We start from the raw sequence: 21,165 nt of genomic DNA, 5'->3' as shown, positions 1-21,165 counted from the left end.
CGAGGCACCGATCATTCATCCGGCGTATGCGTCGCCATCCCCTGGAGAGGACGGCGCCGCATTCCGGCAGGCCTCACTTGTCCTTCTTGTACGCCGCCTCGATGGCGTCGTTGATGGTGCGCAGCACCTTGACCCGGGCGAAGCGCTTGTCGTTGGCTTCGACCAGGGTCCAGGGCGCGATCTCGGTGCTGGTACGGTCGACCATGTCGCCCACCGCGTCCACGTACTGGTCCCACTTGTCGCGGTTGCGCCAGTCTTCCTCGGTGATCTTGTAGCGCTTGTAGGGGGTTTTCTCACGCTCCTTGAAGCGCTCCATCTGGGTCTGCTTGTCGATCGCCAGCCAGAACTTCACCACGATGATCCCGTACTCGCTGAGCTGCTCCTCGAAGTCGTTGATCTCGCCATAGGCGCGCAGCCAGTCGGCCGGTGCGCAGAAGCCCTCGATGCGTTCTACCAGCACGCGGCCGTACCAGGAACGGTCGAAGATGGTGAACTGGCGGCGCGCCGGGATGTGCCGCCAGAAGCGCCAGAGATAGGGCTGCGCGCGCTCCTCTTCGGTCGGCGCGGCGATCGGCACGATATGGTACTGGCGCGGGTCCAGCGCGTCGGTGACACGGCGGATGGCGCCGCCCTTGCCGGCCGCGTCGTTGCCCTCGAACACCGCGACCAGCGAATGCTGGCGGAAGCGCTTGTCGCGGATCAGCCCGGCCAGGCGCGCCTGCTCGGCGGCGAGCTGCTCCTTGTAGGCGTCCTTGTCCAGGTACTGGCCCAGGTCCAGGGAGTCCAGCAGGCCACGGTTGTCCAGGCTCGACACCAGCGGTGCGGCGTGCGGCTGGCGCTTGGCGCGCTCCTTGGTGGCCAGCGCGGCCTGCAACCCTTCGAGAAGGATGCGGCCGACGGTCAAGGCGCGGTAGCGCTCGTCCGCGCCTTCCACCACGTACCAGGGCGCGTAGTCCCGGCTGGTACGGCGCAGCACGCGCTCGCCGTAATGCACGAAGCGGTCGTAGACCTCGCTCTGCTTCCAGTCCAGCGGACTGAGCTTCCAGCTGTGCTGCGGGTCCTTCTCCAGCGCCTTGAGACGCTCCTTCAACTGTTTCTTGGAGAGATGGAACCAGAACTTGAAGAGCAGCGCGCCTTCGTCGCAGAGCATGCGCTCGAAGCGTTCGGCGGCATCGATGGCCTGGTCCAGCTTGGCCTCCTTGATATGCCCCTCGACCCGCGCGTAGAGCATCTGGCTGTACCAGTTGCCGAAGAAGATACCGGTCCGCCCCTTGGGCGGCAGGCGCCGCCAGAAGCGCCACTGCGGCGGCCGCTCCAGTTCTTCGTCGGAGGGACGGAGGAAGCTCTGCACCTCGATCAGGCGCGGGTCCATCCACTCGTTGAGGAGCTTGACCGTCTCGCCCTTGCCGGCGCCCTCGATGCCGTTGATCAGGATGATCACCGGGAAGCGCGCCTGCTGCTTGAGCTCGAACTGCGCCTCGAGCAGCGCTTCGCGCAACTCGATGACGGCCTTCTCGTAGGTGTCCTTGTCGATGCTGTGGCCAACTTCCGCGGATTCGAACATGGAGGTCTCCCTTAACCTGAGTCCTTCAAGGTAGCGGATCGGCGTGCGGCTGTCTGCGCGGCGCCGCGGCATGTTCGCGCAGCGCCTCGCCGCTGGCCGGCAAAGCCCCGTAAAATGCGCCATCCGCTTTTTCAGGTTCTGCCATGTCCGACTTCCAGCATGCCCAGCTCGACTGGGACGAAAACGGCCAGCCGCTATCCCGCGCCTTCGGCGACGTATATTTTTCCCGGCATTCCGGGCTCAACGAGACGCGCCATGTGTTCCTCGCCACCAACCGCCTGGCCGAGCGCTTCGCCGCGCTGGGCGACGGCGAGGTGCTGTGCATCGGCGAGACCGGCTTCGGCACCGGACTGAACTTCCTCTGCGCCTGGCAATTGTTCGAACGGGTTGCTCCGGCCGGCGCGCGTCTGGAGTTCGTCAGCGTGGAGAAATTCCCCCTCGCCGCCGCCGACCTGCGCCGCGTCCTGGCGCTATGGCCGGAACTGGCGCCCTGGAGCGAAGCCCTGCTGGACCAGTATCTCGCCCTGCATCCGGGCTTCCAGCGCCTGGCGTTCGCGGGCGGAAGGGTCGGCCTGACCCTGCTGCTGGGCGATGCCCTGGAGTGCCTGCCGCAGCTCGACGCGCGGGTCGACGCCTGGTTCCTCGACGGCTTCGCCCCGGCGAAGAACCCGGACATGTGGTCGCCCGCGCTGTTCGCCGAACTGGCGCGACTGTCGGCGCCGCAGGCGACCCTGGGCACCTTCACCAGCGCCGGTTTCGTCCGCCGCGGGCTGATCGAGGCCGGTTTCGCCATGCAACGGGTACCGGGCTACGGGCAGAAGCGCGAGATGCTCGGCGGCACCTACCAGGGGCCGCCGGCGAACGCCGGCAAGCCCTGGTACGCACGCCCCGCGCCCCACGCCGGGCGCCGCGCGGCACTGGTGGTCGGCGGCGGCCTGGCCGGCTGCGCCAGCGCCGCCAGCCTCGCCGCGCGCGGCTGGCAGGTGACCCTGATCGAACGCCATCCCGGCCTCGCCCGGGAAGCCTCGGGCAACCCCCAGGGCGTGCTCTACCTGAAACTCTCGGCCCACGGCACGCCGCTGTCGCGCCTGGTGCTCAGCGGCTTCGGCCATACCCGCCGGCTGCTCGAACGCCTGCGGCGCGGCCGCGACTGGGACGCCTGCGGCGTACTGCAACTGGCCTTCGACGCCAAGGAAGCGCAACGCCAGGCGCAACTGGCCGCAGCCTTCCCCGCCGACCTGCTGCACGGCCTGGACCGCGAGCAGGCCGAGCGCCTCGCCGGCGTCGCCCTGCCCGCCGGCGGCCTGTTCTATCCCGAAGCCGGCTGGGTCCATCCGCCCGCGCTGTGCCAGGCCCTGGCCGCCACCCCCGGGATCACCCTGCTGAGCGGCCGGGCGGTACGCTTGCGCCGCGAGGGCGACGACTGGTGCGCCTACGCCGGCGACGAATGCCTGGCCCGCGCGCCACTCGCGATCCTCGCCACCGCCGCCGACATCCGCGACTTCCCGCCCGCCGCCGAGCTGCCGCTGAAGCGCATTCGCGGGCAGGTCACCCGCCTGCCGGCCACCCCGCAAAGTCGGGCGCTGCGCACCGTGGTCTGCGCCGAGGGCTACGTCGCACCGCCGCGTGGCGACGAACACACCCTCGGCGCCAGCTTCGACTTCAAGAGCGAAGACCTGGCGCCGACCCTCGCCGAACACCAGGGCAACCTCGAACTGCTGCGGGAAATATCCCCCGACCTGCTGCAGCGCCTGGGCGCCGACGACCTGCCGCTGGAGCGCCTGGAAGGCCGCGCGGCATTCCGCTGCACCAGCCCCGACTACCTGCCCCTGGTAGGCCCGCTGGCCGAGCGCGCGGCCTTCGACGAGGCCTACGCGGTGCTCGCCCGCGACGCCCGCCAGGTGCCGGAGCGGGCCTGCCCCTGGCTGCCAGGCCTGTACCTGAACAGCGGCCACGGCTCGCGCGGGCTGATCAGCGCGCCGCTGTCCGGCGAACTGCTGGCGGCGTGGATCTGCGGCGAGCCGCTGCCGCTGCCGCGCGCGGTGGCCGAGGCCTGCCACCCGAACCGCTTCCTGCTGCGCGACCTGGTGCGCGGGCAGCGCGGCTGAAGCCCCGGGCGCACCGATTTGCGCTACCCTTCGGGCCTGCCGCACGCGCAGGCCATACCGGACCACCGGCTGGCTCACCCGCGGAAACAGTTGATCGACGATGGATGTACTGCTCTTCGAATCCCTGGGCATCGGCGCCGTTCTCGGCCTGCTGCTCGGCCTCACCGGCGCCGGCGGCTCGCTGGTCGCCCTGCCCCTGCTGCTCAGCCTGCACCTGCCGCTGCGCGACGCCATCGGCGTGAGCCTCGGCGCGGTCGCCCTGTCGGCGCTGATCGGCGCCATCCCGCGCGCGCGCCAGGGCCAGGTGGCCTGGCGGCCGGTGCTGGTCCTGGCGCTGGCCGGCCTGCCGAGCAACGCCGTCGGCCAATGGCTCGGCCGCTTCGTCCCGGAAGGCGTGCTGATCGTCGCCTTCTGCCTGCTGGTGCTCTGGTCGGCCTGGCGCATGTGGCGCGGCGCCGGGATGAAACGCGAGGCCAGCGACCAGGCACGGAGCCTGCCGCTGCTCGGCATCGGCCTGGCGGTCGGCTTGCTGTCGGGATTGATGGGCGTGGGCGGCGGTTTCCTGGTGGTGCCGGGGCTGCTCTGGTTCACCCCGCTGTCGATGATGGCCGCCACCGCCACCTCGATGGCGGTGATCGCGCTGGTCTCCGGCGGCGGCTTCCTGATCTACCTGACCGGCGCCCACCCGCCGATGCCGCTGCTCGGCGGCCTCGCCGCCGGCGGCGCGGTCGGCGTGCTCGGCGGCAACCTGCTGGCGCAGCGCCTCGGCGGCCCGACCCTGCAACGCCTGTTCGCGCTGATGCTGGTGGCGGTGAGCTTCTCCCTGGCGGCGCAGAAGCTCTACGGCGGGTAGCTTTCCTCGGCGGCCGGGGCACCGGGGAAGCGGCGTCATGCGCCCTGCTCGACGGTCATGCCATGTCGTCGGGCGGATATCGCTGGGTCGGCGGATAACGCCGACGGCGTTATCCGCCCTACGCGGAGGTCACGCCATGGCGTACAACGCGCTTGTCCACCAGCCTGCACCGGCAAGGCATCGGCAGGTTCGCCAGGTAAAGACCGCCGACGCGACTGTCTTTCGTAGCGAACCTGACTCCCTCACTCTTCTTCGACGTCCTCTTCCGGCAGGCCGAACAGGTCGGCCGCGCGCAGCAGCGCGGCCAGCAGGCCGTGGCGCTCCCACTCGGGCAACGCGGCGAAGCGCTCGATCACGTACTCCGGCAACAGAGGTGGCGCCTCCGCCAGGGCTTCGTGGCCGGCCGGGTCGAGGTGCAGCCAGGACTTGCGCCGGTCCTGTTCGTCGCGCCGACGATAGAGCAGGCCGCGTCCTTCGAGGCGGTCGAGCACGCCGGAGAGCGATGCCTGGGACAGGCTGACCAGCTTGGCCAGTTGCGTCGCGGTCAGTTCTCCCTCCACCGCCAGGACATGCAGGATCAGCAATTGCAGAGGGGTCAGGCCGCCGTATCGGCTGAGACGCTTGGAGTGGATTTCAGCGGCCTGCTGGAGGCGGCGGATGGCGCGGAAAATAGCGAGCGAATAGGTATCGGCAGCGGTCTTATTACTTTCAACCATAATAAATTCTTCGTTAAGGGTCCTGATAGGCCCGGAAAATTCGTATAGAACTCCTTCCAACTGTAACGGTCCTCTGTTAGGTAAGTCATGTACCCGGAAGGAGTACGTAACCCACTTCCCCAACGGAGAACCGGTAAGGAATATGTGCGGCATATCAGGAGAGTTTCGTTTCGACAACCAGGCAGCCGACCTCGCAGCGGTCGAACGCATCACCCACCACCTGGCCCCTCGAGGCCCCGACGCCTGGGGTTTCCATGCCCAGGGCCCGATCGCCCTCGGACATCGACGGCTGAAGATCATGGACCTGGCGGAAGCTTCCGGCCAACCGATGATCGATCCCGATCTCGGCCTGGCCATGGTGTTCAATGGCGCCATCTACAACTACCCCGAACTGCGTGGCGAACTGGAAAGCCTTGGCTATCGGTTCTTCTCCGGCGGCGACACCGAAGTTCTCTTGAAGGGGTACCATGCCTGGGGCGCCGATTTATTGCCCCGGCTCAATGGGATGTTCGCCTTCGCCGTCTGGGAGCGCGATCGCCAGCGGCTGTTCCTGGCCCGTGACCGCCTCGGCATCAAGCCGCTCTACTACAGCCTCGACCGCTCGCGCCTGCGCTTCGCCTCGAGCCTGCCGGCCCTGCTCAAGGGCGGCGACATCGCCAGCGACCTCGATCCGCAGGCGCTGAATTTCTACCTCAACTTCCACGCCGTGGTTCCCGCCCCGCACACCTTGCTGGAGGGCGTGAAGAAGCTGCCGCCGGCGACCTGGATGAGCGTCGACCTCGACGGCAGCTGCGAGCAGCGCACCTGGTGGACGCTGGACTACGGCCCGCGCCCGGACGAGCGCGAGCTGACGCTCGACGACTGGCAGGAGCGCGTCCTCGACGGCCTCCGCGAAGCGGTGGCGATCCGCCAGCGCGCCGCCCGCGAGGTCGGCGTGCTGCTCTCCGGCGGGGTCGATTCGAGCCTGCTGGTGGGCCTGCTGCACGAGGCCGGGGTGGACAACCTGCTGACCTTCTCCATCGGCTTCGAGGATGCCGGCGGCGAGCGCGGCGACGAGTTCCAGTATTCCGACCTGATCGCCGAGCGCTACCACACCCGCCACCATCGCCTGCGCATCGGCGAGCACGAAGTGATCGAGCAGTTACCGGCGGCCTTCCGCGCCATGAGCGAGCCGATGGTCAGCCACGACTGCATCGCCTTCTACCTGCTCGCGCGGGAAGTCTCGAAGCACTGCAAGGTGGTGCAGAGCGGCCAGGGCGCCGACGAGCTGTTCGCCGGCTACCACTGGTATCCGAAGGTGGATGGCGCCGACGACGCCTTCGCCGCGTACCGCGCGGCGTTCTTCGACCGCGACCACGAGGAATACCTGGCCACCGTCGGTGAGCGCTTCCGCGTCGAGGACGTCGCCGGGCGCTTCGTCCGCGACCACTTCGCCAGCCCCGGCGCCGAGGCCGCGGTGGACAAGGCGCTGCGCCTGGACAGCACGATCATGCTGGTCGACGACCCGGTCAAGCGGGTCGACAACATGACCATGGCCTGGGGCCTGGAAGCCCGCGTGCCGTTCCTCGACTACCGCCTGGCCGAGCTGTCGGCGCGCATTCCCGCCCGCTTCAAGCTCGGCGACGGCGGCAAGCAGGTGCTCAAGGGCGCCGCGCGCAAGGTAATTCCCAGCGAAGTCATCGACCGGCCCAAGGGCTACTTCCCGGTGCCCGGTCTCAAGCACCTGCAGGGCCGCACCCGCGAATGGGTACGCGAACTGCTGCTCGACCCGAGCCAGGACCGCGGCCTGTTCCAGCCGGCGATATTCGATCGCCTGCTGAGCGATCCGGACGGAGACCTCACACCGCTGCGCGGCTCCAAGCTGTGGCAGCTGGCCGCCCTCAACCTCTGGCTCAGCGAACAGGGACTTTGAAAATGGGCCCCCAACGCAGGGGCCCGAACCAGGAGCGATCATGAAAGGCCACTTGCATCTGCCTCACCCGCACAACCAGCGCCTGCAACGTATCCAGGCGCCCACCTACGAACGCCTGCAGGCGCGTCTCGCCGAAGATCACAGCGAGCCCACCGAGAAACCGCTGAGCATCCACTGCGGCTGGGGCCGCCTGCTGATCGGGCAGACCTACCCGGACGCCGAGGAACTGGCCCGCGACCTGTTGCAGGAAGCCCCCGGCGAACGCGACATCGCGCTCTACGTGGCGGCGCCGCAGCAGGTCCTGGCCCACGCCCCGCAGCAGCTCTTCCTCGATCCCTCGGATACCCTGCGCCTGTGGTTCACCGACTACCGCCCGGCGCGCCGTCCGCCACGCGGTTTCCGCATCCGCCGGGTACATACCGAGGAGGACTGGGCGGCGATCAACCGCCTGTACCTGGCGCGCGGCATGCTTCCGGTGCAGACCGAGCGCCTCAGCCCGCGCCACCAGGGCGGGCCGATCTACTGGCTGGCCGAGGACGCCGACACTGGCGTCGCGGTAGGCACGGTGATGGGCCTCAACCACGCCAAGGCGTTCCAGGACCCGGAGGGCGGCTCCAGCCTCTGGTGCCTGGCGGTGGACCCGCAATGCAGCCGGCCGGGCGTCGGCGAGGCGCTGGTGCGGCACCTGGTCGAGCACTTCATGAGCCGCGAACTGGCCTACCTCGACCTATCGGTGCTGCACAACAACCAGCAGGCCAAGGCGCTCTACCGCAAGCTCGGCTTCCGCGAACTGGCGACCTTCACCATCAAGCGCAAGAACGGCATCAACCAGTCGCTGTTCCTCGGCCCCGGCCCGGAGGAAGACCTCAACCCCTACGCCCGGATCATCGTCGACGAAGCCCACCGGCGCGGCATCGAGGTGCGCGTCGACGACGCCGAGGGCGGCCTGTTCACCCTGACCCAGGGCGGCCGGCAGATCCGCTGCCGCGAATCGCTCTCCGACCTGACCACGGCGGTAAGCATGACCCTCTGCCAGGACAAGGTCCTCACCCACCGCGCCCTGCAGCACGCCGGCCTGCGCCAGCCGCAGCAGCGCCTGGCCGGCAGCGCGGAGGAAAACGCCGCGTTCCTCGCCGAGCACGGTTCGCTGGTGGTCAAGCCGGTGGACGGCGAGCAGGGCCAGGGCGTGGCGGTGGACCTGCGCACCGCGGACGAGGTCGAGGAGGCCATCGAGGCCGCCCGCCATTTCGATTCGCGCGTGCTGCTGGAGAGCTACCACGCCGGCCACGACCTGCGCGTGCTGGTGATCGGCTACGAGGTGGTGGCCGCCGCCATCCGTCGTCCCGCCGCGGTGATCGGTGACGGCCGGCACAGCATCCGCGAGCTGATCGAGGCGCAGAGCCGCCGGCGCCAGGCCGCCACCGGCGGGGAAAGCCGCATCCCGCTCGACCACGAGACCGAGCGCACCCTGCGGGCCGCCGGCTATGGCTACGACGACGTGCTGCCCAGCGGCGAACACCTGGCCGTGCGGCGCACCGCCAACCTGCACACCGGCGGCATCCTCGAGGACGTCACCGACGCCCTCCATCCGGCCCTCCGCGAGGCCGCGATCCAGGCCGCGCGGGCCCTGGAAATACCGGTGGTGGGCCTGGACTTCCTGGTCGAGGCCGCCGACCAGCCCGACTACGTGATCATCGAAGCCAACGAGCGCGCCGGCCTGGCCAACCACGAGCCGCAGCCGACCGCCGAACGCTTCGTCGATCTTCTCTTCCCCCTCAGCCGCGAGGTGCCTTCATGACCCCTCTGCCACAACCGGACCTCAACTACCTGCAACGGGTGCTGCTGGAGATGCTCGCCATCCCCAGCCCCACCGGCTTCACCGATACCATCGTGCGCTATGTCGCCGAGCAGCTCGACGAACTTGGCGTGCCCTTCGAGATGACTCGCCGGGGAACCATCCGGGCGACCCTCCAGGGCCGCCTGAATACCCCCGACCGGGCGGTTTCCGCGCACCTCGACACGATCGGCGCGCTGGTCCGCGAGATCAAGCCCAACGGTCGCCTCGGCCTGGCCCCGGTAGGCTGCTGGTCGAGCCGCTTCGCCGAGGGTAGCCGGGTCACGGTGTTCACCGAACAGGGCGTGTTCCGTGGCAGCGTGCTGCCGCTGCTGGCTTCGGGCCACGCCTTCAATACCGAGGTGGACAACCTGAAGATCAGCTGGGACAACATCGAGCTGCGTCTCGACGCCTATACCGCCAGTCGCGCCGACAGCGAGAGCCTGGGCATCTCGGTGGGTGACTACGTGGCCTTCGATCCGCTGCCGGAGTTCACCGAGAGCGGCCATATCAGCGCCCGCCACCTGGACGACAAGGCCGGGGTCGCGGCGCTGCTGGCGGCGCTGAAGGCGGTCAAGGAAAGCGGGCAGGAGCCGCCGATCGACTGCCACCCGCTGTTCACCATCACCGAGGAAGTCGGCTCCGGCGCCGCCGGCGCCCTGCCCTGGGACGTCAGCGAGTTCGTCGGCATCGACATCGCCCCGGTGGCCGAAGGCCAGAATTCCAACGAGCACAGCGTCAGCGTGGCCATGCAGGACTCCGGCGGGCCCTACGACTTCCATCTGTCGCGGCACCTGCTGCGGCTCGGCGAGCGCCACGACATCGCCCTGCGCCGCGACCTGTTCCGCTACTACCACAGCGACGCGCAGTCGGCGATCGCCGCCGGCCACGACACCCGCGCCGCGCTGCTGGCGTTCGGCTGCGACGCCACCCACGGCTACGAGCGCACGCACATCGACAGCCTCGCCGCGCTGAGCCGGCTGCTCACCGCCTACATCCTCAGCCCGCCGGTCTTCGCCAGCGACGCCAAACCCCGGGAAACCTCGCTGGAACGCTTCAACAAGCAGCTCGAGCATCCGGTGCACATGGAAAGCTGCACCCACGTCCCGCCGGTGGACGAAGTGCTCGACAGCAGCAACAACAGCGACAAGGGCTGAGCCCGCGCCGGCCTCCCCGCCCCCCGGGGAGGCCGCCCTCCTCTCCAGCCAACTGCTAGGCTGATGGCAGATTCCCTCGCCTGTCTCATTTCCTCCGTAGCATCATGCGTGCCGACTCGTGTCCATGGAGTAGTTGCATGTCCCGACTCTGCCTGGTCCTGCTGTTGCTCTGCTGCGCGCTGCCGGCCCGGGCGCAGCCGCCCGCGCCGCTGGACGGAGAGGACCTGCGCCTGTCCCTGGGCGCATACGCCGAGTACTACCGCGACGCCGGCGGCAAGGCGCGCCTGGGCGACATCCTCGCCTTGCCGGCCCAGGCCTTCGCCGCCCTGCGCGGCGACCACGCGAACTTCGGCAAGAACGCCGCGGCCTGGTGGTTCAGGGTGCGCCTGGACAACCGCAACGGCGCCGACCTGGCCGGTTTCCTGGAGGTCAACTACCCGCTGCTGGACGACCTCAAGGTCTACCTGCTGACCGCCGATGGGCGCATCGAACAGCAGGAGAGCGGCGACCTGTTCGCCTTCTCCCAGCGCCCGGTGCAGGTGCGCAACTTCTGGTTCCCGCTGCGACTGCCGCCCGGCGAGAGCACCCTGCTGCTGCGCGTGCAGAGCAGCAGCACCGTCTACGTGCCGCTGTACTTCAGCACCTACGCGGCCAGCGCGGCCAGCCAGGAAACCCTGATGGGCTTCAACGGGGCCTTCTACGGGGTGCTGTTCGGGTTGTTCTGCTACAACCTGTTCCTCTTCGTCTCGCTGCGCGAGGCCACCTACGCCTGGTACCTGCTGTACAACCTCAGCCTCGGCCTGTTTTCCGCCAGCTTCGACGGCCTGCTGTTCAAGCTGCTGCCCGGACACGTGGCGCTGGAGTCGGCCGGCATCTACCTGCTGATGTACCTGAGCTGCCTGGTGTCGATCCAGTTCAGCCGCGGCTACCTCTACACCCGCCGCGACTTCCCGCGCCTCGACCGCTTCCTCCGCGGCCTGCTGCTGGCCTGCGTGGTCCTGTTGGCCAGCGAGCCGCTGGTGGGGCTGCGCGCCTGGAACGTCCTCGCCAGCCTGACGGTGATGCTGGTCTCCCTCAGCCTGCTGCTGGCCGGCGTCCACGTCTGGCGCCAGGGCCTGCGCTACGGCCTCTACTACATCCTGGCCTGGGGCGCGCTGCTGCTGTCGTTCCTGGTCACCACCGCCGCCTCGCTGGGCTTCGAACTGTTCGGCCTGTTCGGCAGCAGCGTGGTCAAGATCGGCATGACCGTGGAACTGGTGACCCTGTCCATCGGCCTCGCCGACCGCATCAATGCGCTCAAGGAGGAAGGCTTCCGCTCGCGCCAGGCGGCCGAGCAGGCGCGGGTGGAGAACGAGGCGAAGAGCCGCTTCCTGGCGAAGATGAGCCATGAGATTCGCACCCCGCTGAACGGCGTGCTGGGCATGCTGCAACTGCTCCGCGATACCCCGCTGGATCGCGGCCAGGCGGCCTACGTGGAGACCATCGCCAGCTCCGGCAGCGCGCTGATGTCGGTGATCAACGATATCCTCGACTACGCTCGCATCGAGTCCGGCAAGCTGCACCTGGAGCGCATCGACTTCGACCTGGAGGAACTGCTCTCCGACACCCTGGCGCTGTTCAGCGCCCAGGCCGTGGAAAAACGCCTGCGCCTGCACCTCGGCCTGGACAGGGGCGTGCCGCGCCGCCTCAACGGCGACCCGACGCGGTTGCGCCAGGTACTGATGAACCTGCTCAGCAATGCCCTCAAGTTCACCGCCGAAGGCCATGTCGCCGTGCGCGTGCAGCGGCGCTTCGACGAGGGCGGACGCGAGCGCCTGCTGTACAGCGTCAGCGACAGCGGCATCGGGATATCCGCCCAGGCGCAGAAGACCCTGTTCGAATCCTTCTCCCAGGCCGACTCCAGCACCACCCGCCGCTACGGCGGCAGCGGCCTGGGCCTGGCGATCAGCCGCGAACTGGTGCAGATGATGGGCGGGCGCATCGAGGTGAGCAGCGAGCCGGGCAAGGGCACCCGGTTCAGCGTCGACCTGCCGCTCAGCCCCGCCCTCGAGGCCGGCGAAGCGGACGAACTGGCGCAACTGCTGCAACACCGCCCGGCCCTGCTGGCCAGCGAGGACAACCTGACCCTGGACTGCCTGCAGGCATTGCTGGAGCGTTGGGGGCTGCGGGTCGAACGCTGCCTGCAGCCGAGACGGCTGAACGCCTACCTGGAGGACTTCAGCGCACCGCCCCTGCTGGTCCTGGCGGCGCCCTGGCCGGGGCCGCCGTCGATCTGGCTGGACACCCTCTATGCGCAACTGGAGCAAGGCCAGCGCATCCTCCTGCTATGCCCGCCGCAGCACTGCCAGGACCTGCCGCCGCACGAAGGCCTGCGCCTGCTGGCCCTGGCCCAGCCGGTGGCGGTGAAGGCCCTGCGCGAAGCCCTGCTGGAACTGTACCGGGAGCGGCGCCGACAGCCAGGGCGGAGCAGCGAGGCGGCCCCGGACGAACGCCTGGACGCCCCATGCATCCTGGTCGCCGAGGACAACCCGGTGAACCAGCTGGTGGTGCGCGGCTTCCTCGCCAAGCGCGGCTACGCGGTGCGCCTGGCCGGCAACGGGCGGCTCGCGCTGGACGAGTACCTGCGCGACCCGAACGGCATCCAGTTGATCCTGATGGATGGCGAGATGCCGGAAATGGACGGCTTCGAGGCGACCCGCCTGATCCGCCGGGAGGAGCGTGCCCAGGGCTGGCCGCGCGTCCCGATCGTCGCCCTGACCGCGCACATCCTCGACGAACACCGCCGGGCCGGAATCGAGGCCGGCATGGACGCCTACCTCGGCAAGCCGGTGGACCGGGCGGAACTCTATGCCACCCTCGAACACCTGCTCGGCCAGCCTTCGCGACAGGCATGACAGTACGCGATGCGTCGCGCTAGCATTCGCCGCCATACCGGAGTACCGCCATGCTGATCCCCCACGACCTGCTCGAAGCCGACACCCTGAACAACCTGCTGGAAGACTTCGTCACCCGCGAAGGCACCGACAATGGCGACGAGACCCCGCTGGACGTGCGTGTAGAACGCGCCCGGCATGCCTTGCGGCGGGGCGAGGCGGTGATCCTGTTCGACCCGGAGAGCCAGCAGTGCCAGTTGATGTTGCGCAGCGAGGTGCCTGCGGAGCTGTTGCGCGACTGAGTCGCGGCATCAACCCGCCTGGCGGGGCGGGTTCGCCGCCCTGCACACCCCGGAAACGCCGGACAGCGCCCCTGCTCCGCAGGGCGAATAACCGCTCGCGGTTATCCGCCGCTCATCCGCCCGCCCCCTCACTCCTTCGCCCCACCCTCCTCCGTTTCCAACGCCGCCCTGGCGATGTTCCGGCTATGCGCGCCGAAATGCCCGATCAGTTCGATCAGTTGCGCGTTCAGCGCCGCATTGTCGTGGGCCTCGGGGCGTGGCTGGTTGCTCTCGCTGAAGTCCTGCGCGGCGGAGGCCGGGCGGGCGGCCAGCCATTCGCCGATGGCGGCGTCGAAGGCCGCGGCGTGGGCGTTCGACTCGGCGGCCACCACCTCGCGCAAGTAGGTCGGCGAATAGGCCGGATAGGCACCGTCGCGGCGGGTGTCGGCGTAGGCGTCGAGCATCGGCTGCGGGCGGCCGTCGCGGAGCAGTTGGCGCAGCCAGTCGAACTGGTATTTCTCCACCGCGGTATGGCGGTTCGCGACACGCTCGATGGCCGCCTGTTTTTCCTCCGGGTAGCCGAGCAATGCCTTGCCCTCCATCTGTAGCATCGCCGCCAGGCTGGCACCGGGCAGCGGCGTGGAGTGGTAGGGCTGGGTGATGTCCTGGATGTAGTGCATGCCCCAGCCAAGGAACCGGTAGCCCCAGTAGGGATGACCGTTGGCGAAGGCGAAGCGGGACAGGCCGAAGTACTGGTAGGCACGCCATTCCGGCCAGGCCCGGGCGAGGAACGGCGCGCCGCTGTAGATCACCGCCGCCTCGTGGTAGAAGCCCATGTGGAACGGCGCCTGGGAGCTGAACTCGAAGCGCGGGTCGCCGAATGGCTGGGTGCCGAAGCCGTAGCGCTGGCCGGCCTCGCCGGGGTTGTCGCTGAACAGGTTGATGTCGTGGCCGTAGTCCGGTTCGTCGGCGGCGGTGGCCAGCACTGCCAGGGGCGCGACTCGCTCGCCGGGCTCCAGGCGGATGAAACGCCAGGCGGTCCACGGCGAGAGGTTCTGGAACACCAGCACCTCCTGTGGCTTGAGGTGCGGGCGCTGCGGCTGGTCCTGCCCGGGAAGCGGCTGGATCGCCAGCGCCAGGCGGATCTCCGGGTTGACCCGCAGCGCCGCGAGGAACGCCTGGCGCAAGTCGCCGGCCTCGCCGTCGGCGGCGAAGCGCAGGGCGTCCGGACGCGCCGGGTAGTTGCCGATATGCGCACGGGCGTAGGCTTCCTGCTCATCCAGCAGGGCGGCCAGTCCGCCGCGCTCGGCGGCGAGGAACGCCTCCAGCGGCTCCACCTCGACTTCCGGCGCCTCGCGGATGGCCGCCAGCTCGCGCAATGCCAGGTAGCTGCCCACCGTATGGTTGGACCAGGCCCACAGGCTCGGCGAGACGACCCACGCCCCCAGCAGCAGGCAACGCAACAGCAACTTCATCGGCTTTTCGCTCTTGTCTCGACTCGGTGCCGGCAAGCCTACCAATGCGGGACACCCAGGGCACTGTCCTGCCTGGACATCGGAACTCTCCGATAGCGCCATCGGACCAATGTCTATCCACGCCGGGCCGGCCCCATGACCGCCATCAATGGCGCCCAGGCGCCAGGCGGCTAGACTTTCCCGACATCAGGCACGCTGATACAAGGCACCCATCTGATGCTCCAGTCCGTTTCGCCCAAGCACGACCTGCCCCTCAAACCCGAAGGCCAAGCGGCCAAGCCAGAACGCACCGGCACCTGGGCGCCGTTCTCGATCCAGGCCTTCCGCATCATCTGGATCTGCAACCTGTTCGCCAACCTCGGCACCTGGGCCCAGTCGGTGGCCGCCGCCTGGGTGGTCACCGACGCCCACGCCAGCCCGCTGATGGTGGCGATGATCCAGGTCGCCGCGGCGCTGCCGCTGGTGCTGCTGTCGATCCTCTCCGGGGTCATCGCCGACAACCACGACCGGCGCAAGATCATGCTCTGGGGGCTCAGCTTCGAGATGACCGGAGCGATGTTCGCCACCCTGCTGGCCTTCCTCGGCTACCTCGACCCGGTGCTGCTGATCATCTCCATCCTCTGGATCTCCCTCGGCGGGTCGGTGACCATCCCGGCCTGGCAGGCGGCGGTCAACGAGCAGGTGCCGGCGCGCATGGTCAGCGACGCGGTGCTGCTCAACAGCGTCAACTACAACGTCGCCCGCGCCGCCGGCCCGGCCCTCGGCGGCCTGTTGCTGAGCGCGGTGGGACCGGCCTGGGTGTTCCTGTTCAACAGCTTCTGCTACATGGCCCTGATCTGGGCGATCTGGCAGTGGCGGCGCGACGTGCCCAAGCGCAGCCTGCCGCCGGAAGGCATCCTCGAAGGCGTCACCGCGGCGCTGCGCTTCACCCAGTACTCAACCGTCACCCGCCTGGTGATGATGCGCTCCTTCGCCTTCGGCCTCTCCGCCAGCGCGGTCTGGGCCCTGCTGCCGCTGCTGGCGCACCGCAACCCGGACGGCGACGCGGCGATCTACGGCTACATGCTCGGCGCCCTCGGCCTCGGCGCGATCCTCGGCAGCACCCAGGTCTCGCGCCTGCGCCAGCGGATCGGCAGCAGCCGGCTGATCAGTCTGGCCGGCTTCACCCTGGCGCTGATCCTGCTGACCCTCGGCCTGGTGGACAACCTCTGGGTTCTGTTCCCGGTGCTGATCCTCGGTGGCGGCTGCTGGATCGGCGCCCTCGCCACCTACAACTCGGCGGTGCAGATCCTCGTCCCCGACTGGATCAAGGCGCGCGCCCTGGCGCTGTACCAGACCGCGCTGTACGGTGGCCTGGCGCTGGGTTCGTTCCTCTGGGGCCATCTCGCCGAGACCATGACCGTGCACGGTGCGCTGCTGGCCGCCGGCTGCCTGCTGCTGGCCTCGGTGATCCTCCTGTACAACTCGCGCCTGCCGGAAATGGACGCCGCCAGTATTTCCCGCGCGCCGGCGAGCATGCCCGGGCAGCCGAGCTTCGTCTTCAACACGCGGCGGGGCATGGTGCTGGTCTCCATCGAATACCGGATTCCCGCCGAGCGCACCCGCGACTTCGTTCGCGCCGCCCAGCCGCTGCGCCGCCTGCGCCTGCGCAACGGCGCGGAGCGCTGGTCGCTGTTCCGCGACGTGAGCAACCCGGAGGTCTGGCAGGAACTGTTCCTGGTGGACAACTGGATCCAGCACCTGCGCATGCTCGACCGCATGACCCTGGCCGACAAGATCGTCATCGACAACGTCACTGCCCTGCATGCCGGCGACGGTCCGCCGCAGATCCGCCATTGCGTGAGCTACGAGGCGAGCAGCTACGATACGCCGCTGGTGAAGAGCGCCACGCCGCCGGCCAACGACGAGGCAGGCGCGACGGCGGGGAGTTGAGAACGGGGCCTGGCAGTCCCCCGGGGCGGACAGCGCCAGCGGCGTTATCCGCAATCCAACGCCGGCGCGATCACTCCGCCGTCGGCTTCTTGCGCTTGAGCGGCGCCATGCCGTCGGCGCTGACCACCGCCGACGGCCCGGCCTTCGGCCGCGCGGCGGGCTTGCGCTTGGCCGCGGGCTTGGCGGCGGCGCCCTTCCTGTCCTGCTTTTTCTTCTTGCTGCCGGCGGCCTTGCCCGAGGCCTTGAGCTTCTTCGGCCCCTGGTAGGCGGCCTTCAGTTCCTTGATGTTGCGTCGTTCGAAGTTCTGCTTGAGGTAGCGTTCGACGCTCGACATCAGGTTCCAGTCGCCATGGCAGATCAGCGAGATCGCCAGGCCCTCGGCGCCGGCGCGACCGGTGCGGCCGATGCGGTGCACGTACTCGTCGCCGCTGCGCGGCATGTCGAAGTTGATCACCAGGTCCAGGCCTTCGACGTCCAGGCCGCGTGCGGCGACGTCGGTGGCGACGAGGATCTTCACCGCGCCCTGCTTCAGGCGCTCGATGGCCAGCTTGCGGTCCTTCTGGTCCTTCTCGCCATGCAGGACAAAGACCTTGTGCTGGTTGGCGATCAGCCGCCCGGTCAGGCGATCGGCGGAGACCCGGGTATTGGTGAAGACGATGGCCTTGGTGTAGGTCTCGTTGCTCAGCAGCCATTGCAGCAACTGTTCCTTGTGCGCCACGTCGTCGGCGGTGATGACCTGCTGGCGGACGTTCTCGTTCAGCTCGCCGACCTGGTTCAGGCGCAGCACTTGCGGCTCGCGCAGCACCTCGGCGATCACCTTGTTCAACCCGGCGCCGCTGTGGGTGGCGGAGAACAGCAGGGTCTGGCGCTCGGCCGGGCAGGCATTGGCCAGGGCCAGCACGTCGTCGGCGAAGCCCATGTCGAGCATGCGGTCGGCCTCGTCCAGCACCAGCACCTCGATGTCCTGCAACGGCAGGTTGCCGGCGTTGCGCTGCTCGAGCAGGCGGCCGGGGGTGCCGATGATGATCTCCGGGTTCTTGCGCAGGCGCGCGCCCTGCACCTTGAAGTCCTCGCCGCCAGTGATCAGGCAGGCCTTGATGAAGGTGAACTGGGCGAAGCGCTCGACTTCCTTGAGGGTCTGCTGGGCCAGCTCGCGGGTCGGCAGGAGGATCAGCGCGCGCGCCAGGGAGCGCGGCTTGTCCTCGGCCAGCAGGCGGTGCAGCAGCGGCAGCAGGAAGGCCGCGGTCTTGCCGCTGCCGGTCTGCGCCGTGACCCGCAGGTCGTGCCCCTCCAGCGCCTTGGGAATGGCCGCGGCCTGGACCGGCGTCGGCTCGCTGAAGGACAGGCTTTCCAGTGCCTTCAGCAGGCGTTCGTGGAGGGGAAATTGGCTGAACAAGGGAGACCTCGGCATTGCACGTGAAAATGGACAGGTGCATAGCCTAACGGTTGCCGCGCCGGCGCGCAGGCTTTATTCGCGCGGCGCGACGGCCAGCGCCGGCGTCGCAATCGGCTCGACGCCGGGTCGCCGCCAGGCAAGCGCGGCGCGGGCGGCGATCGCAGACTCGTTCGACGCCCGCCGCCCAGAGGAACCAGGTCATGCCCGACGCGCCCGCATCCGCCGCCGAACGCCTCGAACGGCTGCCGCTGAGTCCGTATCACCGACTGATCTTCGTGATCATCGCGCTGGCGTTCTTCTTCGACTCGATGGACCTGGCGATGATGACCTTCCTGCTCGGCTCGATCAAAGCCGAGTTCGGGCTCGACTCGGCGCAGGCCGGGCTGCTGGCCAGCTCGAGCTTCTTCGGCATGGTGATCGGGGCGGCCCTGTCGGGCATGCTCGCCGACCGCTTCGGGCGCAAGCCGGTATTCCAGGCCAGCATCGTGCTCTGGGGCCTGGCCAGCTACCTGTGCTCCACCGCCGGCGACCTCGGCAGCCTGACCTTCTACCGGGTATTGCTGGGGATCGGCATGGGGATGGAGTTTCCCATCGCCCAGTCGCTGCTGTCGGAGATGATCCCGGCCAGCCGCCGCGGCAAGTACATTGCGCTGATGGACGGCTTCTGGCCGCTGGGCTTCGTCGCCGCCGGCTGCCTGTCCTACTTCCTCCTGCCGCTGACCGGCTGGCGCAGCATTTTCCTGGTGCTGGCGCTGCCGGCGGTGTTCGTCCTCGCCATCCGCTTCCTGATTCCCGAGTCGCCGCGCTGGCTGGAGCAGGCCGGCCGGCGCGAACAGGCGGACCGGGTATTGCGCGACATAGAAGCACGGGTGATGCGTTCGCTGGGCCTGACCGAGCTGCCGCCGCCGCTGCGCCAGCCGCAGCGGGAACGCAGCCGTCCGGGCTTCTTCAGCGCCTTCGCCGAACTCTGGTCGCCAGCCTACCGGCGCCGCACCCTGACCGTCTGGGGCCTGTGGTTCTTCGCCCTGCTCGGTTTCTACGGCCTGACCTCCTGGCTCAGCGCGCTGCTCCAGCAATCCGGCTTCGCCGTCACCCAGTCGGTGTACTACACGGTGCTGATCTCTCTGGCCGGGATACCCGGCTTCCTCTGCGCGGCCTGGCTGGTGGAAAGCTGGGGCCGCAAGCCGAGCTGCGTGCTGATGCTCCTCGGCGGCGGCGCGATGGCCTACGCCTACGGCCAGACCGCGGTGTTCGGCGGCAGCCTGGCGCTGCTGATCGGCTTCGGCCTGGCCATGCAGTTCTTCCTGTTCGGCATGTGGGCGGTGCTCTACACCTATACGCCGGAACTCTATCCGACCTCCGCGCGCGCCACCGGCTCGGGCTTCGCCTCGGCGGTCGGGCGAATCGGCTCGCTGCTCGGCCCGCTGGTCACCGGGCTGGTCCTGCCGCTCACCGGCCAGGGCGGGGTGTTCACCCTCGGCGCCCTCTGTTTCGGCGTCGCTGCCCTGGTGGTCTGGGCCTTCGGCATCGAGACCCGCGGGCGCACCCTGGAGGAGCTTGCCGGCTGAGCCCGCGCGTCGGCGGAAAACCTTTGTAGACACGTCGGGGATGCGATCCGGCGCCCGATGGGGCACTCTTGGTTCCTTTGTGCGTTCCCGGCCCCCGCGTCGGGATCTCCGTTCAACCGCGGGGCCGGCCCGTCCCCCCCGCCCGCAACAAAGGAAGTCGCCTGTCCATGGACTCCACATCCCTTCTCGACCAGCTCTCCGGGTACTGGTCGGCGCTCGACCAACACCCTATCCTGCACGCCGGCCTGGCCTTCGGCCTGCTGCTGGTGGGCGCCCTGATTCTCGGCCGGGTGGCCCGCTACATCGTCCTCTACGCCGCCAACCTGCTCGCCCGCCAGCCCGCGCTGCACTGGCTCGGCGACCTGATCCGCAACAAGGTGTTCCAGCGCCTGGCACAGACCACGCCCTCGCTGCTGGTGCAATTCGGCCTGCCATGGATCCCGGAGATGCCGGACAAGGCCGCGCACTTCCTCGGCAACCTGGCACTGGCCTTCACCGTGCTGTTCCTGATCCTCGCCCTCACCGCGCTGCTGAATGCCCTGCTGGACATCTACGCGCGTACCGAGCATGCCCGCACCCGTTCGATCAAGGGCTACGTGCAACTGGCGAAGATCGCCGTGTTCGTGTTCGGCGCGATCATCATCGTCTCGATCATCATCGACCGCTCGCCGCTCCTGCTGCTGTCCGGCCTCGGCGCGATGTCGGCGGTCCTCCTGCTGGTCTACAAGGACACCCTGATGTCCTTCGTCGCCAGCGTGCAGCTCACCAGCAACGACATGCTGCGGGTCGGCGACTGGATCGAGATGCCGCAGGTCGGCGCCGACGGCGACGTGGTGGACATCACCCTGTACACCGTGAAGGTGCAGAACTTCGACAAGACCATCGTCTCGGTGCCGACCTGGCGCCTGATGTCGGAGTCGTTCAAGAACTGGCGCGGCATGCAGCAGTCCGGCGGACGGCGGATCAAGCGGGCGATCTACGTCGACTCCAGCCAGGTGCGTTTCCTCGACGAGAAGGAAGAGCGGCGCCTGAGCCAGGTGCGCCTGCTCACCGAATACATGGCCCGCAAGCAGACCGAGTTGCAGGAGTGGAATGCCGCCAACGGCGGGGTCGCCCCGCTGGCCGCCAACCGCCGCCGGCTGACCAACATCGGTACGTTCCGCGCCTACGCCCTCGCCTACCTGCAGAACCACCCGGACATCCATCCGCACATGACCTGCATGGTCCGCCAGTTGCAGCCGACAGCCCAGGGCATCCCGCTGGAGATATACTGCTTCACCCGCACCACCGCCTGGGTCGACTACGAGCGCATCCAGGGCGACGTGTTCGACTACCTGCTGGCGGTGATGCCGGAGTTCGGCCTCGGCGCCTACCAGCAGCCCAGCGGGCAGGACCTGCGCCAGGGGCTGCAAGGCATGCTCGAAGGGCGTGACGCCGGGGCCCGCTCGTTCGAGGCGCTGGCCGCGCCGAGCCGCAGCGACGAAGCCACCGCCTGA

General features: G+C 68.9%; 15 protein-coding genes. 10 read left to right on the top strand and 5 right to left on the bottom strand.

Annotated elements, in window-relative coordinates:
* Nucleotides 1-73: 73 nt before the first annotated feature.
* On the bottom strand, nt 74-1,564 hold the full coding sequence (pap, locus tag VQ067_RS08155; protein ID WP_003091935.1) for a polyphosphate:AMP phosphotransferase: 1,491 nt from the start codon (nt 1,562-1,564) through the stop codon (nt 74-76).
* Nucleotides 1,565-1,589: 25 nt separating this feature from the next.
* Nucleotides 1,590-1,709 carry a hypothetical protein gene (locus VQ067_RS08150; protein WP_003091936.1) on the bottom strand — a complete coding sequence of 40 codons (120 nt, stop codon included), beginning with the start codon at nt 1,707-1,709 and terminating at the stop codon, nt 1,590-1,592.
* On the opposite strand from VQ067_RS08150, the gene mnmC reads away from it, so the two are divergent.
* Both mnmC and VQ067_RS08140 read left to right on the top strand, forming a co-directional pair.
* The gene (mnmC, locus tag VQ067_RS08145; protein WP_033990953.1) at nt 1,708-3,672 is read left to right on the top strand and encodes a bifunctional tRNA (5-methylaminomethyl-2-thiouridine)(34)-methyltransferase MnmD/FAD-dependent 5-carboxymethylaminomethyl-2-thiouridine(34) oxidoreductase MnmC; all 1,965 of its coding nucleotides are present in this window, start codon (nt 1,708-1,710) and stop codon (nt 3,670-3,672) included. The genes VQ067_RS08150 and mnmC overlap by 2 nt on opposite strands.
* Nucleotides 3,673-3,772: 100 nt before the next feature.
* Nucleotides 3,773-4,525 carry a sulfite exporter TauE/SafE family protein gene (locus VQ067_RS08140; RefSeq protein WP_033990951.1) on the top strand — a complete coding sequence of 251 codons (753 nt, stop codon included), beginning with the start codon at nt 3,773-3,775 and terminating at the stop codon, nt 4,523-4,525.
* 242 nt (nt 4,526-4,767) lie between these two features.
* Here VQ067_RS08140 and VQ067_RS08135 read toward each other — a convergent pair whose 3' ends face one another.
* Entirely contained in the window at nt 4,768-5,241 is a 474-nt protein-coding gene (locus VQ067_RS08135; RefSeq protein WP_003091943.1) for a MarR family winged helix-turn-helix transcriptional regulator, read from the bottom strand.
* Nucleotides 5,242-5,383: 142 nt separating this feature from the next.
* On the opposite strand from VQ067_RS08135, the gene VQ067_RS08130 reads away from it, so the two are divergent.
* The 5 genes from VQ067_RS08130 to VQ067_RS08110 all read left to right on the top strand — a co-directional run bounded on the left by VQ067_RS08130 (nt 5,384) and on the right by VQ067_RS08110 (nt 13,319).
* Complete coding sequence (locus tag VQ067_RS08130; protein WP_003106635.1) at nt 5,384-7,153, top strand: N-acetylglutaminylglutamine amidotransferase; 1,770 nt, start codon at nt 5,384-5,386, stop codon at nt 7,151-7,153.
* A 40-nt stretch (nt 7,154-7,193) separates the two neighbouring features.
* Nucleotides 7,194-8,951, top strand: coding sequence for an N-acetylglutaminylglutamine synthetase (gene ngg / locus VQ067_RS08125; RefSeq protein ID WP_003091949.1), 1,758 nt, complete (start codon nt 7,194-7,196; stop codon nt 8,949-8,951).
* Nucleotides 8,948-10,144: an osmoprotectant NAGGN system M42 family peptidase gene (locus tag VQ067_RS08120; protein ID WP_003111432.1), complete on the top strand. Its 1,197-nt coding sequence runs from the start codon at nt 8,948-8,950 to the stop codon at nt 10,142-10,144. Before ngg ends, VQ067_RS08120 begins: the two co-directional genes overlap by 4 nt.
* A gap of 137 nt (nt 10,145-10,281) precedes the next feature.
* Nucleotides 10,282-13,038: a hybrid sensor histidine kinase/response regulator gene (locus VQ067_RS08115; protein WP_340080817.1), complete on the top strand. Its 2,757-nt coding sequence runs from the start codon at nt 10,282-10,284 to the stop codon at nt 13,036-13,038.
* A 50-nt stretch (nt 13,039-13,088) separates the two neighbouring features.
* Nucleotides 13,089-13,319, top strand: coding sequence for a YheU family protein (locus VQ067_RS08110; RefSeq protein WP_003091959.1), 231 nt, complete (start codon nt 13,089-13,091; stop codon nt 13,317-13,319).
* 128 nt (nt 13,320-13,447) lie between these two features.
* Here the strand turns inward: VQ067_RS08110 and VQ067_RS08105 are convergent, their stop codons facing one another.
* The gene (locus VQ067_RS08105; protein WP_042853025.1) at nt 13,448-14,773 is read right to left on the bottom strand and encodes a phospholipase; all 1,326 of its coding nucleotides are present in this window, start codon (nt 14,771-14,773) and stop codon (nt 13,448-13,450) included.
* A gap of 216 nt (nt 14,774-14,989) precedes the next feature.
* Between VQ067_RS08105 and VQ067_RS08100 the strand changes: the two genes are divergently transcribed.
* Nucleotides 14,990-16,705, top strand: a complete 1,716-nt coding sequence (locus VQ067_RS08100; RefSeq protein ID WP_003103747.1) for an MFS transporter — start codon at nt 14,990-14,992, stop codon at nt 16,703-16,705.
* A 70-nt stretch (nt 16,706-16,775) separates the two neighbouring features.
* Here VQ067_RS08100 and VQ067_RS08095 read toward each other — a convergent pair whose 3' ends face one another.
* A complete protein-coding gene (locus tag VQ067_RS08095) occupies nt 16,776-18,116 on the bottom strand; it encodes a DEAD/DEAH box helicase (protein ID WP_003122185.1) in 1,341 nt (446 codons plus the stop codon).
* A 185-nt stretch (nt 18,117-18,301) separates the two neighbouring features.
* On the opposite strand from VQ067_RS08095, the gene VQ067_RS08090 reads away from it, so the two are divergent.
* Nucleotides 18,302-19,669 carry an MFS transporter gene (locus VQ067_RS08090; protein ID WP_003091973.1) on the top strand — a complete coding sequence of 456 codons (1,368 nt, stop codon included), beginning with the start codon at nt 18,302-18,304 and terminating at the stop codon, nt 19,667-19,669.
* 167 nt (nt 19,670-19,836) lie between these two features.
* Nucleotides 19,837-21,165 (top strand): mechanosensitive ion channel family protein, encoded by a 1,329-nt coding sequence (locus VQ067_RS08085; RefSeq protein ID WP_003091979.1) that lies wholly within the window; start codon nt 19,837-19,839, stop codon nt 21,163-21,165.

The sequence above is a fragment of the Pseudomonas sp. KBN12P06040 genome (assembly GCF_037574965.1).
GTDB lineage: Bacteria > Pseudomonadota > Gammaproteobacteria > Pseudomonadales > Pseudomonadaceae > Pseudomonas > Pseudomonas aeruginosa.
Note: the sequence above shows the minus strand (reverse complement) of the source record. Positions and strands in the feature narration are given on the sequence as shown.

Coding starts and splice junctions, on each gene's coding strand:
- VQ067_RS08140 (WP_033990951.1), top strand. CDS start 3,773: ATGGATGTACTGCTCTTCGAATCCCTGGGCATCGGCGCCGTTCTCGGC.
- VQ067_RS08120 (WP_003111432.1), top strand. CDS start 8,948: ATGACCCCTCTGCCACAACCGGACCTCAACTACCTGCAACGGGTGCTG.
- VQ067_RS08110 (WP_003091959.1), top strand. CDS start 13,089: ATGCTGATCCCCCACGACCTGCTCGAAGCCGACACCCTGAACAACCTG.
- VQ067_RS08085 (WP_003091979.1), top strand. CDS start 19,837: ATGGACTCCACATCCCTTCTCGACCAGCTCTCCGGGTACTGGTCGGCG.
- mnmC (WP_033990953.1), top strand. CDS start 1,708: ATGTCCGACTTCCAGCATGCCCAGCTCGACTGGGACGAAAACGGCCAG.
- VQ067_RS08135 (WP_003091943.1), bottom strand. CDS start 5,241: ATGGTTGAAAGTAATAAGACCGCTGCCGATACCTATTCGCTCGCTATT.
- VQ067_RS08115 (WP_340080817.1), top strand. CDS start 10,282: ATGTCCCGACTCTGCCTGGTCCTGCTGTTGCTCTGCTGCGCGCTGCCG.
- pap (WP_003091935.1), bottom strand. CDS start 1,564: ATGTTCGAATCCGCGGAAGTTGGCCACAGCATCGACAAGGACACCTAC.
- VQ067_RS08150 (WP_003091936.1), bottom strand. CDS start 1,709: ATGGCAGAACCTGAAAAAGCGGATGGCGCATTTTACGGGGCTTTGCCG.
- VQ067_RS08100 (WP_003103747.1), top strand. CDS start 14,990: ATGCTCCAGTCCGTTTCGCCCAAGCACGACCTGCCCCTCAAACCCGAA.
- VQ067_RS08090 (WP_003091973.1), top strand. CDS start 18,302: ATGCCCGACGCGCCCGCATCCGCCGCCGAACGCCTCGAACGGCTGCCG.
- VQ067_RS08105 (WP_042853025.1), bottom strand. CDS start 14,773: ATGAAGTTGCTGTTGCGTTGCCTGCTGCTGGGGGCGTGGGTCGTCTCG.
- VQ067_RS08095 (WP_003122185.1), bottom strand. CDS start 18,116: ATGCCGAGGTCTCCCTTGTTCAGCCAATTTCCCCTCCACGAACGCCTG.
- ngg (WP_003091949.1), top strand. CDS start 7,194: ATGAAAGGCCACTTGCATCTGCCTCACCCGCACAACCAGCGCCTGCAA.
- VQ067_RS08130 (WP_003106635.1), top strand. CDS start 5,384: ATGTGCGGCATATCAGGAGAGTTTCGTTTCGACAACCAGGCAGCCGAC.